Genomic DNA, 18529 nt, shown 5'->3' on the forward strand with positions numbered 1-18529 from the left:
ATGAAACCAAACCGGAAAGATTTGAAAGGTTGTTTAAGAACAAAAAGTAGCTATTGGAGTTACTAACTATACTAACGAAGTTGGATATCTGTATATTTGCTACAGATATCCAACTTCGTTGGCAACAAGCTGAAAAAATAAAATTCACACAACGAAAAATAAAGTAATAATGCTAAGAATTGTTCCAAATATTTATTCAAACGACATAGAGAAAAGCAAGCAATTCTATACTGATTTCTTAGGAATGGACTTAGCGATGGATATGGATTGGATATTAACTTTCGTATCAAAAGAAAACACAACAGCACAAATTTCTATTTTCAAAAACAACAAAAACAATCCTTTAGATAACTCGGCAATATTTTTATCAATTGAGGTTTCGGATATAGATAACTTTTTTGAACGTGCCAAAAATCAAAAAATTGAAATTGTGTATCCTATAACCAATGAAAGTTGGGGAGTAAGACGATTTTTTGTAAAAGACCCAAATGGAGTAACTATTAATTTATTGACCCATTTATAAAAAAATCGGTTGACAATAACGGCTAAGAAAACTTCATTCTGAAATTAAAAATTCTTTAAAATGACAAAGTGGTTTTATTCAAAAGTTTCATCCACACTTCGTTAATACCCAGTATTTATCCATTTGGAAATGTCTGATACCCGTTGACCTGGCATATCACTCATTCGTAATTTCTTCAACAATATTTAAAAAGGAAAAGCAATAGTGGGCATTTGCCTGTTAACGCTTAAAAATATAAAACCAAAAGGACTTCCGAATTTCATTGGCGTAATTTCATTGGCGTACATTCTGAAAACGGAGCACATAGAATAACTGTTGAATGGGATGAAACTGCTGAATCTCACATCAGATAGAAAGCTTGTGAACAAATTAAAGTAAAAAACCACTTAAAATAAAACCAACAAAGATTGTTACGGCAATCGCCACCAACCCAGGTAACATAAAACTGTGATTGACTACAAATTTCCCAATTTTGGTACTTCCTGTTCGATCAAAGTCAATGGCTGCTACGAGCGTGGGATAACCTGGAAGAAAGAAGTCTCCATTTACTGCGGGAAACATTGCCAATAAATGTGGACTCGAGATACCAAGAGCTAGCCCCATAGGCATAATAGCCCGAGTGGTGGCTGCTTGACTAAAAGTAAGTGCTCCCATGAAGAACAACGCAATTGCAAATGTCCAAGGGTGCTCCGTCACAACATCCTTGAAAGTATGTTCGATTATCTCTTCATTGGCCAACATAAAAGTGGCACTCATCCACACTACCCCCAATACAGATACGACAGCTGAAGCCATCGAAGTAAAGAGCGTCATCTTTGCCACCTTAGCAGCCGGAGTCTTCGTGATCAACATGATGCATCCAGAAGCAGATAAGGTAATCAGAATAATTAAGCTTGTGAGATTGATAGTTCCATTTTCACTCACACTAAAGCTAGGTCCTCCACCTACATAAGGAACAAAGGCTGGAAATGCACCAAAGAAAATAACCAGAAGAATCGCCAATCCAAATATTGCTACCGCAATTTTGGCCCCTGGCGCAGGGACATACTGATGATTTACGTTCCCGATGCGACTGGGATCCATTGAGTGCGCAAATTCGGGGTCCTTCATCTTCTCTAAAAATATCGGGTCTTTGTCGAGCTCAACTCCTTTTTTGCGCACAGCCAACACACTTGCCAGTATACCACACAGAGCAGCTGGGATACATACTTTCATAATATCGATGGATGCTGAAGAATATGCCAACATACCTGCAAGAGAAGCACTAGCTGCGCTCATTGGACTTCCTGTGATGGCCAGATGTGAGGCTATCACGGATACCGAAAGTGGTCTTTCAGGGCGTATCCGCCTTTTGGCGGAGACTTCAGCAATGATGGGCAAAAGGGAATAGACGATGTGGGCTGTCCCTGCGAATAGACATAGGAAATAAGTAACAAAAGGGGCGATAAACGTAATCTGGCTTGGGTTTTTACGGATTATACGTTCGGCAATACTCACAAGATAATCCAAACCACCTGCCGCCTGCAGGGTAGCTGCCGTAGTCACAATGGCCAGAATAATTAATAACACCGCTACAGGTGGGTCTGCGGGTGTCATTTTAAACACCAGCACGAAGATCAGTAAACCAACCATTCCCATTATTCCAAGACCTATCCCTTTCATTTGGGATCCGATCAAGATCATGATCAGCAGGATCCCGAGTTGCCAGAATATCATTGTACTATAAATTTAGGATAAATTAAATTTTCTATGGAATTGGGTTTCTTACACTTTATCTTCACGATCCGAAAAGTAGATGGATAAGCATCTGCTTTTCGGATCGTAAAATTTAGTTCTACCCTCCATCTATGTATTTGTTTCATAATTTAAGGTTTTTTAAAATGGCATCTCAAAGACCTATGCAAATAGCGCACAGGACATGAATAAGCTATTTATGATCAATAATTTAGTTACCTTATGCAATGATATTACTTCATAGGTGATACTTTTTTAGCCGCTCTCCACGGGATGAGTGCGGTCATCAATATCACCGTCGCAATTCCTCCTACCAATGGCGAACGATCTGCAAAGAAAAAACACAATACGTACAGAAGAACTGCTATAAAGCTAAGTGAAAATGCGATCATCTTCAACCCGAATACATTCTGATTCTGTAATGCAATCTCCTCTTCTTCATCTATTTGTTTTATAGCTTCCTTTCGCTTTGCTTTCACCTTTTGAAGATTCATATACTCTGGACTTATTAACCCTCTCGATTTCGCAAATATTTCAACGCAAATCAACAAGAGAAATGGAAGCGCAACACCGAGTAACATCTCATTGGCCCTACTGAGTTTATAATCCATCAACAACGGAAAGACAATTTTAAATAGCAAATTTACAGATAGGCTTATTCCAGTGATGTATATGGTCGCTTTTCCTGTTAGCCGCTTTGAAAACAGTGCCCATATGGGTGGTGCTAGCAACGGTCCACCTGTAATCGCTCCTATGCTCAGGGTAAACTCGACTATCCCCCCAATTAGTGGCACTATAAGCGCAACAATAATCATAAAAAGTCCAAAAAACCAAGAAGATGCCCGAGCTATAAACATCAGTTTCTTTTCTGATGCCTGCGGATTTACCGATCCTTTATAAATATCATTGGTAAATACAGCAGATACAACATTCAATGCCGTATTTGCTGAAGCCGATGTAGAAAAGTACATTCCTGTCAGCATCAATCCTAATAATCCAGCGGGAAGAACCTTCTTACAAACCATTATATAAGCACCCTCCGTAGCTAGACCTATAAGATTTGGATTAATGACTTTATAGACCATGGGCGGAATCATCCATAACATGGGACTGACAATGTACAATGCGGCAAATAAATAAGCGACCTTCGATGCAGACCGAGGCGTATCCACACTGGTATACCGCTGCACGAATGTCCAGTTTCCGCCGATATAAAAAATATGATACAACGCAAATGCCAATATAAATCCCCAGGTATATTCACCACTCACCACATTAAAGAAGTCTTCGGGCACTTGATCCAAAAATGACTGTACGCCACCAACCTCCTGGAACACCAAAGGAATTACAATCAATATCGCTGCCGTCAATACGACAAACTGCAGTATATCTGTCACCATCACTGCCCACAGCCCCCCAATAGCCGTGTAGGCGATCATCAAAATTCCCAATACGATGGTTACTGGGATCAAAGGATATCCCAACGACTCCGAAACAAGTTTGGCCACTGAATAGAGTACCGATCCTTTGATAAAAACCGATACCAGCATAAATACATAGATATAACACTTCTGAACAGCGTTACCCAAGCGCTCCTTAATAAATTCGGCAGCAGTAAGGTTGCCTGTGGCCTTCCATTTAGGAGCCAAATATAGTCCTGTAATGAGCCCCCCTATACACATTGTCCATTGGATCGTAATGGCTACCCAACCGTGACTATAGGCGATGGATCCCCAAGCTACGAATGTACCAGCTGAGAAGAAACTCATGAACAGTGACATCCCGCCAATAAACCAAGGAACAGCTTCTCCACCTGCAAAAAAAGATTTTAAATTTCTTCCTGTTCGTGAAAAACTAATTCCGACGAGCATAATGAAGACCGAAAAAACTATTATGACTACTGTATCTATCATCTTGTATCAAACATTAAATTAACGAAAATAATTGTCTTCTTATCTATTCATAGCACCTGACTGCAAAAACTGCCGCAGGTACATCTGATGAAGGGTGTTCAAGATGAATTGTCATCTTGTCGGTCACGCACGGTTCTTGAAGTTCGATCACATTTCTGGTTCGGAAATTTTCTCTTCCTGTATATATAACCTTGCCCTGCCCATCTTCAATTCTGTAATTCCGAACACAGAATGGCATAGCCTTCTCCGGATGAGTCATCAATACTGATTCCATCGCATGATCCCAATCGGTATCAAAATTAATTTGAATTCGTCGGATGGTCTGTTCCCGAGACCATTTGATGGAGATCATTGGACTGTTGTCGTCGACTGCAGCGACCCAAGCATTGGGCTGAATAGTTGGTCTATCAATGCCGTTTCGGACATTTTGGATGTCAAAGACAGAGAGGACCGAAGATAATCCAAGTGCTAGATTGTGTCCTTCCGGTCGACGCTGTGGAGTCCAAAACTCAAAAGAATCCACTCCAGATTCCGGTAGGGCCTCCTGTTTTCCATTATTGGAGACAGCCTTATTGACGCCATTGAATACAGATAGTAATCCCGAGATTCGCTGATTGGAATAAGCCAGACGTATATCCGTATTCTGTAGAAATGTAAGAAAGATATACTGATCTTGATCGACTTCTAATTCAAAATCTAAAGATAGCGTATGAAATCCTTCTTTAAGCGCTATGTGCTTCTTTGCAAGCGTTTTGTCTGGAGTAAATCCGCCCCTCCGTTTACTCGCCCTCACCTCGACATTTAATGTTGTCTGCTTAATAGCTTCTACTTCCAAAAGAAAGATCGGCAATGCTCCAACCACCACAGGAAGTAGTTGTGCAGCAGAAATTTCAAGGTCTTTCCACACTAAATTTTCGCTCGAAAATCCCTTAAAAGCCAACGTACTCGAAACGGTTAGTTCCGCCTGCTGTACAAGGTCATCATCGTCGGACAATTTACTTCCGGGAATATACTGACCCGATTTCTGTAGTTCTTTTTGCAACTCAACCATATAATGGTCCTGACCAATCTGTCGTGGCATAAGTTGGTGCCGGATACACAATTGCGCTGCCACAGCCACAGCTTGCGCTACATATGCACATGTTGCCATCACTCTGGTAGCACCAAATGCAACATGGGAAACACTGATAATACGACCAGCCAAGAAGAGATTTTGAATATTATGGCTGTATAGGCAACGATAAGGGATATGAAAAATACCTTTACTATGCCATTGGTTACATGGTTGACGGTCGCTAAATACACCATCTGCAGGATGGAGGTCAATAGACCAGCCGCCATATGCCACCGCATCTGGATACTGCCGTTGCTCCACCACATCTTTCTGTGTCAATATGTAATCCCCTTCAAATCGACGGCTCTCTCTTTTACCGGGTACCATTCCTACCCACTCCAATGTCAGCGTATCGGCTTCAGGAAATTGTCCAGAATTCTTAATATAATCCCACACGCCATAAATGACTTTCCAAAGCTCCCACTTGATCTCTTCGGTATCATGTACCGTATCCAGTCGTCCTCCATATTCCACCCACCACAATTTACATCCATGTTCTTTGGCATTGAAGTTTTTGAATCGTGGAATTTCCTTGGTCACGTCCATCGCAAAGGCAGGTGGAGTATAGGACACTGGTTTTTCTACATCTTTTGTATAAAAATACAAGGTATGTCCCAATAGCTCCCCGTAGGATGTATCTGGCGCCATAGGTTCATCAAATTCTTCCCGACTTTCTGCTCCCATGCGGAATGCAGCGCCAGAAAGAAAGCCTACAATTCCATCTCCAGAAGCATCGCAGAATAAAGGAGATACCAATTCATATTGCGTGGAGTTCTGACTACAAAAAGCATGGACAGACTTGATGATTTCATTTCCGTCTTTCTGCACTTCGTGAACACTGGTATTGAGCAACAACCTTATATTTGATTCCTGTTTTACCTTATCCAATAGGATCATATCTAATATAACTGCGTTACCCTCCGGATTGCGATATACGTTTTCGACCAATATTTCATCAATAACCCCTCCTTCCCGACTCCATCTATTATTATTACCCATATGGGAAGTCGCTCCCAATATCCACAATCTTACCTCACTGGAGGCATTGCCTCCCAGTACAGAGCGATCCTGTACCAATACGACGTTTAGTCCTTGTCTAGCCGCAGTAATAGCTGCACAAACCCCGGACATCCCTCCTCCTACGATCGTCAGATCCGCCGTGATGATTTCCTTTTTTAATACTCTGGAGGTTCCCCCCTTACTGTAAATCATATATTTTTTCTATTTTAATCAACGCTCTACTCACTTTCTAATGTCCCTAAAGCCTGGGGCATATTCTTCAATTTCACTGTATAAACTTGGATATAACTTTTTTCCAGACGTCGTATCCCTCCGCAGTAAGATGAAGTCCATCTTCACGATAATATGCTGGAATCAAATCGCCATTAGCTTCCAACATCTCGGTATATACATCCGCATATTTGGCCCGCTCTTGTTTTGCTATAAATCGTTGTATCTCCGCATTTACCTCTTCCACTTGGTTTTTATCTTTTAATCGACGAGGTGATGGCTTTATGGAGATAAAGATTATTTCCGCATTTGGTTTCTCTTTCCTTATTGCATTAAACAGGAGGGCGAACTGCGCAACAATGCGTTCGGTCGACCAGCGTAGTCCGATGTCATTATCACCTTCGTAAATGAAAATTTGCTTCGGATCATAGGGGGTTATCAATCGATCCCTATAATTGTAAAGATCTATTGTCTTGGTTCCGGACACACCCCTATTAAGGATCGCTTTATCCGAAAAATCATCCTTTAGAGTCTTCCAATTCTCAATGGTCGAACTGCCAACAAACAGAATCACATCAGGTGGAGGTGGATATTGGGCGTCCAACTGTTCATATCGTTGTATTTTTTGTTCCCATTTCTCCTGTTGTGTCAATGTCGACTGGGCATAAAGATGAGGTATAGTCATACCGAGCAGTAAGCATATCCATATTATCTGAGTTGTTTTCATCTGTATAAGTTACTTTGTAATCCGCTATCTGACGGATCGGTTTGTTTTGATTATTTATAAATTATATCATCCATTTCGATTCCTAATCCACCACTGTGATATTGGATGTAAAGGCATTTGCTACAATATCTGACTGAAGCATGTCTCTTCCCCCAACCTTTACGTTTTTGAAACTGACATTTTTGATCATATGCGCGGCATCATAACCCTCAAATATTGCTGCGGTAGCACTACTCGTACAGTCAATAAATCGGATATCGGAAATAGTTCCAGGTCTGTATACAGGGTTTGAATTTGCATTTTGCTTGATATACATAAGGACAAACCGCGTATTGCCTGCTGTTTCATCTCGAATACCTTCAAACGTAATATTCTTTACATCGGCCCAATCCGAGTGCGGTATGGCTACAGAATGACCACCCCAGGTCATTTGGGCAATATCTATGTCTTTAAAAGTAAGCTGTTCGACACTGCTGGTTTCTAAAGACGACCCAATACGAATACCTACCCCCACTTGATTTTTCCAGATCATACAATCGTGCGCACTGCAATTTAATAGGGGTGTTTCCCCATCTGCAGCAGCATTTGTCGCATGCCAACCAAAACCATCATCTCCCGATCCGATAAAGCAGTGGGAAAAATGTACATCCTGACAGCCCGAACCTAGATCTAAACCATCATTATTCTGTCCAAAACTTAATAGATTAAGATGTGATACCTCTACATCTGAAGAGTTGACCATATCCACTTGCCAGCCTAAAGCAGCATGTCGAACGCCAAATCCGCGAAGTTCAATATTTTGGCTGCGATAGACTTTGACGAAATTACCCGCTACAGGAGCAGTGCGGTCATCGATATATCCCCGACCGATTAGTTTGACATTGGAGACATTTTCAATCAGCACTTTTCCTTTTAATATAGCCCCTTCTTCTAGATAATAAGTTGTATTCGATGCAAGTTTGAAGACCCCATTTACGCCTTCGTGCACACCTTTTGCAAACACAACAGCTCCAGGCTTGTAAGCGCTGTAGTCAGGAGCACCAAATAGGAATAGAGGAGCTCTTCCGGGGATTGCTAAGGCATAATTATAATATTCTGGAACGGTAAATGTCAGTTCGTTCCCATTTTTCACTACCGGTATATCCAATCGCTTAGGCGACAGCGTAAAGTTGGAGAAGGTCGTATTGCAAATAATCTTAACCTGAGCACCAGGGGTATAGTTGAATAACGCCGTATGGACGTCTGTCTGTCCACCGTTTTGGGCAAGATCATAGCAGGTTTCCTGCCATACATCCAAGGTATCATTATTGACGATGACTTGATAAGCCAAACTCTTCACCATTGGTGAATCCAATTGGCCGACCGTCGATGCCATGCGTGCAAGATTGTTTGCCGTTAGCTCTTCCGCAATGGGCAGATCCTGTCCGAAGCGGTTGCACCCCAATACTGTAGATACGGCCCCTAGGCATATCAGTAGTACCCAATAACTTTTTAAATAATTTATACGTCTGTTCATGTTGTTAGTTGTTTTTAAAGATTAATGATAGGTGATCCTTACGATTTTGAGTCCAGTCTCGGGCAATGTGATTTCCCAATCTTCGGCACTATCCATGCGTACTTCCTCGGCACCCCTCGAGTTGAGGACATGCGCCTGTTTTCCGATCAACCCAAATATCTCACGGGATTGGTTTTCAGCTACAGAAAGTCGAAAGGATTGTGGAGTTACACTATTATTCAACAAGATGATATAGAGCTCCTTATTATCGCTATCTGTAGCCAAGATATAATCTACATTTGCGTTACCCAGAACTACAAGTCCTTTTTTCATTTTCAAATCCACGGATCTTCCAAATATGCTGCCCTTTTCAAAGCCATAGCTACGATGAGGGCCCACTTTAGGGGTGATAAACCCACTGGGGAAAGTAATTTGTCCATTCGATCGAAGTGTTGCCTCAGCTATTAGATAGTCTGTAATCCACCCCAGCTGCCACCACGCATGGTGCGGAAATGGACCTGCCCCTTTATTCATGGCATCCCAATAGTAAGATGCTACTCCTGTAGAGGCGTCCACAAATGCGTCCCGTCCCCACGCCGCCGCTCTTGCCATATTCAGAAATAAGCTATCATTTGTCTGCGCATAAAGCCTAACGAATAGACCTGCGTGGCTTGACAGCAGAATAGGGCCATGATGATTGGCAGACCCCATGATACCACCATGCTCAAAACTTAACCCCACTTGGCTGATTTCCCAGTCCTCTCGCGTCACACCGTTTACCTGTTTAGTCGTACGGGATGGCATGGGATGCGTATAGATAGCTGTTGTATAGTACTTGGCCACTTGTAGCGCCGCATTTTGATACTGTTCATCATTTGTCAGCTTATACATATCTATCAGGGCTTGCACGGACTGTATTGTTGCAAAATCCGGGGCGAATCGGGTGTCTCCACAAACACCGAGAAACCATCCTTTTTTAGCAGCATTTTCCACAAACCATTTTGCTCCTTTGATGGCCCCTTCTTTATATTTTTCATCTTTCAGCAACTGATGAGCAACCAGTAGGCCGTAAAATGTTGGACGGAGATCTGCTAAATCCTCGAACATCGGAGTGTTTGACTGGTTGTCATAGGCGACCTCCCAGTGTCCATCCGGATGCATTTTTGATAACAACCAATCTGCTGCTTTTCGCAGCTCTTGCTTAAGAGCTGTCCGATCTGGTTCAAAAAGTAATATATTACCAATATCCATTAACATATAGTATGTCGTACCGATAGGTTCACTGTATGGGCCCCATTCTTCAGCAAATCGCTTACTGCGATGCAGGTAGTACTGGCCTGCTGCCGACCCGTAAAAAAATCCTTGTTCGCTATGCTGCTGTTTCAGCTTAAAGTTTAAAGCCGCAGGAAGTCGCTGTTCCTTCAACTTCGTGTCTCCAGTCAATCTGGCCAGCATCCACATCGCTCCATAATCTGAGTTTTTCATCGCGTCTTTTTCGGAACCATAGACCCCACCCAGATAATCCTGAGCTCCGATCACCTCCCCCTCGTAACGTTCCGTTCGCCACTTAGATGTACTGTCAGCAATGACATAATCATACATAGCGTAGAGACGATCCGTCAAAGACCGCTTTGCTTTCTTCATCTTTAAAAAATCGTCAAATTGATACACGTCTTTTATCACGTGTCCTAGGACGTCATACCATCCTGCTTTTTGGATGGTATACCGAAAAGAAAATGTTACCTGCTCACCTTCCTTTAGGTAAGATCCGGTCGATCCCAATACAGGATGATATAGGGTGGGTGTCAGTTCACTGTTTCGATTCATCAGAGACAATCCGAGTCTCCAGTCTGCATGGGTCTTGACATTCTCCGGCCATGGATCCCTCGCCGTTCCCGGTTCGGCCACAGTGGCTAAGGTTATTCCCGCCTGCGTTGTCAATAAGGAGGTTAATGTAGACGCTGTTCGTTCCCGCACAACCACCGGCCGATCAGGTATACCATGACCATATGCATACGCCCTTACAAAGTCAGGATTGAGTTGCGCTCCTTGAAATAATCCCGGAATCACAGCCCATTGAAATTGTTTTTGATCTGCTGTAGCCAAAGATGGGGTTGATAACGAATAATAACCGCTTTCCTTGGCAACCAAAGTCATACGCACACGGATGTCATGGGCATAATTGGAATCCAAACTCCATTCTTCCGACATTTCAAATTTTTCACTACCATATTGGAAAGTAAGCGCTGATTTCGAAATAGAGCTCACGGAAGTCGGTTGATAAGACCAGGCTTCGCCAGCAATATTTAAGCTGACAGCCGATAGACTCTGCGACCATACTGGTGTCACGTAGCGGTATTGGGAGTCTGGGAACTGAATCGTTTTCCCTTGTTTATCATAGATTGTAACTGCTGTGTCCAACGGCTTTTCTTTCGAGAACAACACCGTTCGTTGATGCGTAGCCATAGTTAAATAGTCCTTTCCCTCCCTTCCCTTTAAAGCGACAGATTGAAGGTTATAGCCAGTTTTTGCATGACGCCACACCAACTGTACGGCACTATTTTCCAAAGCAACTTCGGCATGACTTTGCCCAGATGCTTCTGAACAATACAGTAGCGGCAGTAAAATAAGACACTTTCCTGCGGTACGGCCCTGCTTACCTATTTTATTGAGTATGTGTATAATGATCATGGCTTGATTTCTACTGTTACTTCGGTATATCCTTCTTGACGCCCACTGTACCAATCCGATGAAGTTTCAAATACTGCTTTGTAGATCCCGGGGCTCTGGTACACATATCTGTATTCCTGCATAGTGGTACTGATATTTTTCAGTGCGATTCCTTTATCTGCTACAGATGCTTTCACTGTAAATCCTTTAGAAATGACCCAGTCATCGTTGTCGGTATCGGAGGCAACTCCCCCATACATCATTAGCTGTTTAGCAGAAATGTCCCACACCTTACTATCATTCAAGATGCTGACGGCTTCCCAGCCGGCACTGGACATCGTCGCTACATTTGTCGTCATCCCCTCCGGAGACACTTTGTCAGCATTAAAAGTACGGATGACCCATCTGTTCTGCTGTTTTTTTTGGAAGTCAGTATACCGAAATGCGACATAAAGTGACGCTGTATCGACGGTGCCGACATAAGGTTTCAGACTCACTGTTCCAGAAGCTGTGTTGTCTTTGCCTGTGGAGAATACAGCTTTGTCGGAAATATCCACCCAGGTTGCCTTAGCGATCTGTTCTTGATTATACACTCCACTAAAATCATTGGAGACCAACAATTGTAGATTCTGATAGATTACGCCCCACTGCACCAATGTTTTAAAATCAATCTGTAGGTCATTGTCTGCATATTGCCGATCCTTCAGTTCGTAGTTGTGACCATGTTCTCCTGAATAAAACACGATATTGTCCGGAGCCCCCTCAAATCGGAATACGACAGTATCTCCTACTCTATATTCCGATGCACTCGTCAGGACCTGAAGATCAGCGCTGGCGATATCCTCCTTCATGCAACTAGCTAGCAGTAAGGCCGTCATGATATAAATTGTCAATCTTTTCATTTCTTCTCTATTTAGATCCAGATTTACCAACCTGGATTTTGGACAATCTGTTTATTGATGGTAATTTCAGTGTTGGGGATCGGGAATAACACATTTCTTTCAGTTGCATTCAGACCTGCATTACCGCCATACCGATGTGCCGCAGGTGCGTTGGTCGAAATATCTCTTCCTAGTGTATTCATAGTTGGCACATAGATTCCCCAACGGATCAGATCATGTCTTCTAATACCCTCAAAGCAGAGCTCGCGCAAACGTTCATCTTGGATATATTGCAAAAATTCAATTTTATCCAATCCTGCGGGTACATCACTATCTTTGTTTACCATACTTGAAGGTGTACCAAAAGCTCTTCTGCGAACTTGGTTGACGGCTTCATAGGCTTCCACTGTAGGCGATCCATTAACCTCATTTGCGGCTTCGGCTTTCATCAGCAGCACATCACTGTAACGGATCATCGGAAAATTAGTCGAATTATAACTGCGTGCTTTGGTACCTATCTCATATTCCCGTCTCCATTTGCCGGGATTCCGCTCGTACAATTGCGCCGCAGTATGGTATCGCCGTGAGGTCGTTCCAGAAGCGACTACAAAACGATAAGGGCTGATACTCCAATCGCGTCTAATGGTATCCTTTTGACCAAATAGATCATACAACTTGGCTGTGATCCGCATTGCCCCGCCGGAATATCCAATACGTTCATCAGGACATTCTATTCCATTCTCAATACCGACCATCCCAGCCTGATCAATATTGCCTATCTTATTACCAAACATGCCCACTTCCCAAAGACATTCTTTAGCATCATTGATATCCTGTGAATGGTTGATAAATATTTGCTTATAATCAGGATTGAGCTCATGTTTTCCAGAAGCGATTACTTTATCAGCATAGTGGAGGGCATCTTGATAGCGGGATTGATCATTAAGTGGCTGACCAGCCATTTTTAGAAATACCCGAGCCAACATTGCTTGGACCGCTGTTTTGGAAACTCTTTCATTAGCGACTTCTCCACTTTCGTAGACCAGATTTTCAGCCTCTTCCATGTCTTTCACAATTTGTGCGTACAAAACTGCCAAAGTCGCTTGGGTAGGATATGCTTCATTTGGAGATTGGGTAGACGACAGTTTTAGAGGAACTTCACCAAAAAGATCAGTCAACACATAATAATAGTATCCACGCATAAAGAGTGCTTCACCTTTTATGGCATTTCTCCTGGTGATATCCATATCCACCCGATCTACATTTTCCAATAATAGATTTGACCTGTTTATTCCTTCGTACAACGTCTCCCATAATCTACCGATGTCCAGATCTGCTGCATTCATGACCATCACTCTGATATTGTTGATGGATATATTCTTAAAATAAGCTTCATCACTGAGGACAAAGTAGCTGAAGAGTCCTCGACTGTACATACGACCATACGTATCGATCAACCGATTATAAACGCCATGTAGACTATTCATCAATTCGTCTTCACTCTTGAAATAATTTTCAGTCGTCACAAAATCCGGTTCTTTGTCCAATAATTTGGAACATGAGCTGATTAGACAGACCATACATATGGATAAAATATAGATGCTTTTCATCATGATTGAGGGTTAGTTTAAAAATTAAGATCAAGTCCCAGTGTCACTGTACGAGGTCGTGGATAAGCAGACCAGTCAAACGACGGAGTCAATGCTCCGGGACGTGTATTCACTTCAGGATCGAGTCCAGAATAATTAGTCCAGGTGATCAGATTCTGAGCCGCCATGTATACTCGTATCGATGACATTCGTATTCTTTTGAGCTGCTTGGCATCGAAGGTATATCCCAAAGACACCGTCTTGAGGCGCAGATAAGACCCGTCTTCGATCGTTCTGGAAGAGTACACTGCGGGCCCCTGTCCACCAACCCGATAGAGATCATTGGTTTGATTTTCTGGGGTCCATCGGTCTGCAAAAGAGGCAAACATGTTTAAGAAACCACGAGCGACAGGATCTCCTCCCTCGAATTCAATACGATTGGCGTTGAGGATATCACCTCCGTAGCTCCATTGTAAAAAGACATTCAGGTCAAAATTCTTGTAAATGAAGTTATTATTGAATCCACCAATATGCTTTGGATTTGGATTGCCTATAATCGTCAGGTCGTAGTTGTCAACCTGCCCATCACCATTAATATCTTTAAACCGGATATCTCCAGGTTCAATATTTGCTCTAGGGACACCATTATTGGGCACTCCTGTCTTCAATATGTAACTGCCATTGGCCTCGTCAAAGTCTGCATACTGATATACTCCGTCAAACAGATAACCGTAAAACAAAGCAATTGGCTGTCCCGGTATAGCGATGTAAGGATATGCATTGTTAAAGTTGCCCCATGTAACACGGGTAGCAAGGCTTGGTTCCCCCTCATTCAGTTCGAGCACTTTATTTTTATTGAATGCGATATTAAAGCTCGAATTCCATGAAAAATTTGGAGTTTGTACATTTTTGGTTTCTAAAGTAAATTCGATCCCACTGTTGGATACTCGACCAATATTCTTGAACCCGGTCAGGAATCCCATACTAGGTGCCAAAGTCGCATTTAACAATAGATCACGAGTCTCCTTATGATAGTAATCTGTGGTTAGAGATACCCGATTCTTGAATAGGGAGACATCAAGTCCTACGTTGGTCTGTACGGTGGTTTCCCACTTCAGATTTGGATTTCCCAAGTTGGTCGGCACCATTCCTTGGCCAGCGCTATTACCAATGCTATAACCTGAGGCTGGGTTCATTTGCAATGCACTAAGTGACGCGTAATCAGATACCCGGTTATTGCCGGTCGAGCCTATACCTACCCGTATTTTAGCATCATTGATTACGGTCAATGACTTGAGGAAGTTTTCTTCCTTCAGCCGCCAGGCAAAAGATCCCGAAGGAAAATAAGCCCATCTATTTGCTTTAGGAAACTTTGATGATCCGTCACTTCTGAATGAAAGTGTCAGCAAATACCGTGACCGGTAATTATAGTCAACACGTCCCAAATAGGATACCAGTCCATTGGCCTGATCTGTAATCGGGGCCGTTGTCACCTGTCCTTCATCCAGTCCTTTGATACCCAATGCCTCATTGGGTACCAGGATAGATGAAAAACCATTGGTGTAATTCCGAATATCCTGTAAGGTAAACCCTGCTACAGCACTTAAGCGATGTCCTCCTTTAAATTTCTTATCATAAGACAGTGTATTCTCATTTAACAGGTTTGTGATCTCGTTATTCCAGATCGAACCGTTTACTTTATTATTTGTATATGGATGTCCTCCTCTAGACCGAGAATTAAAAAATACTTCTCGTCTTTGATTTATCCGAGTATAACCACCAGTCGTTCTCCATGTTAAGGTCTTTGCCAGTTTATACTCCAGATAACCATTGGCAGTTAGATTAGTGCTGAACAATGGATTATACTCATTCTGCACAGCTAGATAAGGATTGATACGTAGATCTGTACCGGCACTGGGGTCCATATCTGGATCAAAGAGATCATCTATTAACGATGCATCAGCCAAATCACTTCCAGTGACCGGTCTAAATCCCCATATCCCATACATCAGGCTAGCCGTTGGACTTACCTGAGATTCGGACACAACTGTACCGTATCGTTTATAGGCTGTATAATTTAAGTTTATTCCCGCTTTAAATTTTGTGTTTATGGTCTGATCCAAGACTATCCGCCCCTGATACTTATTGAAGCCACTATTTAAAATAATCCCATCTTGATCCAGTGCCGATCCTGAGATTGCATATCGCGTAAGCTCACTGCCGCCACGCATGGCAAGTGTATGATTGTGTGTAACGGCATTGCGAAATATCTTATCTTGCCAATTGATTCCTTCCATATCTCTATAATCATCCAGCTTCTTCCCCTCCTTAAGATAAATACCTGTATAAAGCACAGGATTTTGTTCCAATTGATATTTTACAAATTCATAGGGATCGAGAACCTCTTGTTTTTTGATGACCTGATTAAGCCCTACCCAGCCACTGTAATTAATGACTGGTGCTCCCACTTTACCTTTTTTTGTTGTAATCAGCACCACACCATTGGCTCCCCTTGCTCCATATATAGCGGTGGCAGAGGCATCTTTCAACACTTCTAAGGATGCTATTTCTTCTGGATTGATCATATTCCCGACGGAAGTTTCCACAGGAAATCCATCAACTACATACAGTGGAGAATTATCCTGAGTGACTGAGTTGTTGCCTCGAATAACAATTTTAAGCTCCGCTCCCGGTTGCCCATCATTCGAGCTTACCTGTACTCCAGCTACCCGTCCAGCCAATGCTTCTTCAAAATTCGCTACTGGCGCTTTTCGCATATCCGTCAGATTAGCCTGACCCACAGCGCCGGTCAGGTCGCGTTTTGTTGTAGTACCGTAACCAATTATGACGACATCATCAAGCATTTGGCTATTTGACAATAATGTGATCACCATAGGCTTATCCAATACCGCAGCCTGTTCTACAACTACATGTCCGATCATTGAAAACAGCAGGAGCTCATCTTTGAAAATTGGAGATATTAAAAAATTACCCATAGAATCTGTCGAGGTATTGACGGATTTATTTTGATTAGAAACAGTAACCCCGATTAAAGGAATGCCCTTTACGTCTACTACTCTTCCCTTCGCAGACCTAGACTGCTGGCCAAAGGAGGAGAAAGAAATGAAAAGAATTCCTAAAAACAGCCAAGCTGTCCTTAGATGAAATAGAGTCATAATATATTTATAATTAGTTATCTTCCCTAAACTAGTCTGGTCTAGACTGGTTTGCTTTTATAAAATTATAAATTATATTTGCTTTCGCAAAAAAAATGATAAAAAAAGAATTCTATTTTCAGAACTAGTTTTTATATACACGGAAATCGTTAAAAAAACTCATCCTATGATATGATCTGAACTTGCATATGAAAACAAGTTTATCTAAGTTTGACTGTTATTATTATATATGACTTTCACGCACATGTCCACGACAAACGAAATAGGTAATGGATCACGTATGAAGTATCTACAGTTGGTAGATCACATCTATGCGTTGATCGAAAAGAATGACCTTCATATCGGAGATCGTATTCCTTCTTTAAAACAATTACAGGATCAACTCAGCATGAGTAAGGAGACTGTGCTGAAAGGGCTTAATTATTTGCTTGAAAAAGGTGTAATCGAATCGGTATACCGCAAAGGGTATTATGTAAAGAAAATACAGGTACAACATTCTTATCGTATCCTGCTTCTTCTCGATAAAATGAATCCTATGCGTGAACAGATTTATCAATCTTTGCTTGCTGAAACGAAAGGTATTGCGGATATTGATGTTTACTTTCACCACCATAACTTTAATGTTTTCAAAAATATTATCACTGAAAACATTAATAATTATACACATTTTGTTATTGTCACATTTCTAAAAGAAGATCCCTCTTCAATAATAAATCTTGTTCCACCTAGCAAACGGATTATTATTGATTACAATCAATTGGAGCTTTCTGGTCTTTATGCCTGTATTTACCAAGACTACGAATACGATATCTACAATAGTCTTAGTCTTCTACAGGATAATATTAAAAAATATAAGAATCTTGTACTTATTGCACACCCCGAAGCTTTACATGCGAAGCACGTAATCAAAGGCTTTATTAGTTACTGCGAGGAGTTCAACGTTAAATATAATATCCAGTCGGAAGTAGATGAAAACAAATTTGAAAAGCATACTGCCTTTATTACTTTTAGTCGATACGATTCTGACGATGTATCACTGATCAAATTAGCTAAAAAGCATGGATTTACATTAGGTTACGATATTGGTCTTATTTCTTACAATGATACAGATGTTAAAGAGATTCTCGAGGGAGGAATTACCGTAATCTCTACTGATTTTCAGGCAATGGGAAAAACTACTGCTGAAGTTATACTTCAAAAGAAAATTGTAAATGTCCGCAACCCTACTCAAGTTATTATCCGAAATTCACTATAATTAATTTTTGGTACAGTTAGCATTTAAAGATCGGATAAGCTGTGCTTTTTTGTAAATGCCACTTTATTCTTGGCAGGGTCAGTTCGCAATTAAGTGTCTGTTTATAAAACGGTTATATTTTCAGAAATATTAAAAATCAATTAAATACTTTTGAATATCTCGTTTTTTCATTTTAATTATAGCTAGTTGAATAGAAAGCTTTACCAGCTTATACAAAATATT

11 protein-coding genes are annotated in these 18529 nt (G+C 41.6%); 2 read left to right on the top strand and 9 right to left on the bottom strand.

Features of this window, described 5'->3' with window-relative positions:
* Nucleotides 1-142: 142 nt before the first annotated feature.
* Nucleotides 143-523, top strand: coding sequence for a glyoxalase superfamily protein (locus tag HCX49_RS08755; RefSeq protein WP_346600591.1), 381 nt, complete (start codon nt 143-145; stop codon nt 521-523).
* 369 nt (nt 524-892) lie between these two features.
* On the opposite strand, the gene HCX49_RS08760 is transcribed toward HCX49_RS08755, so the two are convergent.
* From HCX49_RS08760 to HCX49_RS08800, 9 genes are all read right to left on the bottom strand, one after another.
* On the bottom strand, nt 893-2239 hold the full coding sequence (locus HCX49_RS08760; RefSeq protein ID WP_168126837.1) for an anaerobic C4-dicarboxylate transporter family protein: 1347 nt from the start codon (nt 2237-2239) through the stop codon (nt 893-895).
* 251 nt (nt 2240-2490) lie between these two features.
* Nucleotides 2491-4170, bottom strand: a complete 1680-nt coding sequence (locus HCX49_RS08765) for a sodium:solute symporter family protein (protein ID WP_168126838.1) — start codon at nt 4168-4170, stop codon at nt 2491-2493.
* A gap of 43 nt (nt 4171-4213) precedes the next feature.
* A complete protein-coding gene (locus tag HCX49_RS08770) occupies nt 4214-6496 on the bottom strand; it encodes an FAD-dependent oxidoreductase (protein ID WP_168126839.1) in 2283 nt (760 codons plus the stop codon).
* Nucleotides 6497-6569: 73 nt separating this feature from the next.
* Nucleotides 6570-7241 (bottom strand): GDSL-type esterase/lipase family protein, encoded by a 672-nt coding sequence (locus tag HCX49_RS08775; RefSeq protein WP_132773649.1) that lies wholly within the window; start codon nt 7239-7241, stop codon nt 6570-6572.
* An 82-nt stretch (nt 7242-7323) separates the two neighbouring features.
* Complete coding sequence (locus HCX49_RS08780; RefSeq protein WP_168126840.1) at nt 7324-8757, bottom strand: hypothetical protein; 1434 nt, start codon at nt 8755-8757, stop codon at nt 7324-7326.
* A 21-nt stretch (nt 8758-8778) separates the two neighbouring features.
* The gene (locus tag HCX49_RS08785; RefSeq protein WP_132773645.1) at nt 8779-11427 is read right to left on the bottom strand and encodes a glycerophosphoryl diester phosphodiesterase; all 2649 of its coding nucleotides are present in this window, start codon (nt 11425-11427) and stop codon (nt 8779-8781) included.
* Entirely contained in the window at nt 11424-12308 is an 885-nt protein-coding gene (locus HCX49_RS08790; protein WP_168126841.1) for a DUF5017 domain-containing protein, read from the bottom strand. The genes HCX49_RS08785 and HCX49_RS08790 overlap by 4 nt, the downstream gene beginning before the upstream one ends.
* 23 nt (nt 12309-12331) lie before the next feature.
* Nucleotides 12332-13900 carry a RagB/SusD family nutrient uptake outer membrane protein gene (locus tag HCX49_RS08795; RefSeq protein ID WP_168126842.1) on the bottom strand — a complete coding sequence of 523 codons (1569 nt, stop codon included), beginning with the start codon at nt 13898-13900 and terminating at the stop codon, nt 12332-12334.
* Between the two features lie 14 nt (nt 13901-13914).
* Nucleotides 13915-17052 carry a SusC/RagA family TonB-linked outer membrane protein gene (locus tag HCX49_RS08800; protein ID WP_168126843.1) on the bottom strand — a complete coding sequence of 1046 codons (3138 nt, stop codon included), beginning with the start codon at nt 17050-17052 and terminating at the stop codon, nt 13915-13917.
* A gap of 244 nt (nt 17053-17296) precedes the next feature.
* On the opposite strand from HCX49_RS08800, the gene HCX49_RS08805 reads away from it, so the two are divergent.
* Nucleotides 17297-18307: a GntR family transcriptional regulator gene (locus HCX49_RS08805; protein ID WP_206368321.1), complete on the top strand. Its 1011-nt coding sequence runs from the start codon at nt 17297-17299 to the stop codon at nt 18305-18307.
* Nucleotides 18308-18529 lie beyond the last annotated feature (222 nt).

Origin of the sequence: Sphingobacterium sp. B16(2022) (genome assembly GCF_012030425.1) — a bacterium.
Taxonomy (GTDB): Bacteria; Bacteroidota; Bacteroidia; order Sphingobacteriales; family Sphingobacteriaceae; genus Sphingobacterium; species Sphingobacterium anhuiense.

Coding starts and splice junctions, on each gene's coding strand:
- HCX49_RS08760 (WP_168126837.1), bottom strand. CDS start 2,239: ATGATATTCTGGCAACTCGGGATCCTGCTGATCATGATCTTGATCGGA.
- HCX49_RS08765 (WP_168126838.1), bottom strand. CDS start 4,170: ATGATAGATACAGTAGTCATAATAGTTTTTTCGGTCTTCATTATGCTC.
- HCX49_RS08770 (WP_168126839.1), bottom strand. CDS start 6,496: ATGATTTACAGTAAGGGGGGAACCTCCAGAGTATTAAAAAAGGAAATC.
- HCX49_RS08775 (WP_132773649.1), bottom strand. CDS start 7,241: ATGAAAACAACTCAGATAATATGGATATGCTTACTGCTCGGTATGACT.
- HCX49_RS08780 (WP_168126840.1), bottom strand. CDS start 8,757: ATGAACAGACGTATAAATTATTTAAAAAGTTATTGGGTACTACTGATA.
- HCX49_RS08785 (WP_132773645.1), bottom strand. CDS start 11,427: ATGATCATTATACACATACTCAATAAAATAGGTAAGCAGGGCCGTACC.
- HCX49_RS08790 (WP_168126841.1), bottom strand. CDS start 12,308: ATGAAAAGATTGACAATTTATATCATGACGGCCTTACTGCTAGCTAGT.
- HCX49_RS08795 (WP_168126842.1), bottom strand. CDS start 13,900: ATGATGAAAAGCATCTATATTTTATCCATATGTATGGTCTGTCTAATC.
- HCX49_RS08800 (WP_168126843.1), bottom strand. CDS start 17,052: ATGACTCTATTTCATCTAAGGACAGCTTGGCTGTTTTTAGGAATTCTT.
- HCX49_RS08805 (WP_206368321.1), top strand. CDS start 17,297: ATGTCCACGACAAACGAAATAGGTAATGGATCACGTATGAAGTATCTA.